Source organism: Nocardioides sp. (assembly GCF_024509035.1).
GTDB lineage: Bacteria > Actinomycetota > Actinomycetes > Propionibacteriales > Nocardioidaceae > Nocardioides.
In genome coordinates, this window is the sequence record NZ_JANINT010000426.1 from 1 (window position 1) to 537 (window position 537).

At 70.0% G+C, this 537-nt stretch carries 1 protein-coding gene; it reads left to right on the forward strand.

Annotated features, from left to right (window positions below):
* On the forward strand, positions 1-474 hold a 474-nt coding region (locus Q0L15_RS22965), incomplete at its 5' end, for a hypothetical protein (RefSeq protein WP_296607177.1).
* Between the last annotated feature and the right edge of the window lie 63 nt (positions 475-537).

Here is a 537-nt window from a genome sequence, read left to right on the forward strand (position 1 = left end):
GTCTTCTCCCCCAATGGAGCGCTGGTCGCCGTCAACGCCGACAGCTACACCGAGTACGGGGACCGCACCCGAGACATCTGGTGGTTCGACCCGAACGTCGGGCTGCAGGAGTGGTACGGCGAGATGCACGTGTCGTGGTTCGACGAGCTGGCGAGCTGGGAGGGCGGCCCGTTCGGCCCACTGCGGCCGGGCGGGAACTGGTCGGAGATCACCGTGGCTCATGAGGAGATTGGCGGTCGCGTCACCGTGTCCGGTGGTCTCATGCCGGTGCGTGTGGTCCTGGAGAAGCAGACGAGGAGCAAGCGCGGGACGCGGTGGCGGGCGGTCCGCACGACGACGGCCACCACGTCGCCGCTGTCGACCTACCGGACCGACCTGCGGCGCGTCTCCGGCCTGTGCCGCATCACCGTCAGCTGGCCGGGGGACGCGAGCGCCCGTCCGGCCCAGCAGCGCACGAAGTCGTTCGGCTGCTGACCGCGCGACCCCCAGCCGACGAACCGGTCGTTCAGGCGTCTCGTCGATTCCGGAACACGGTCG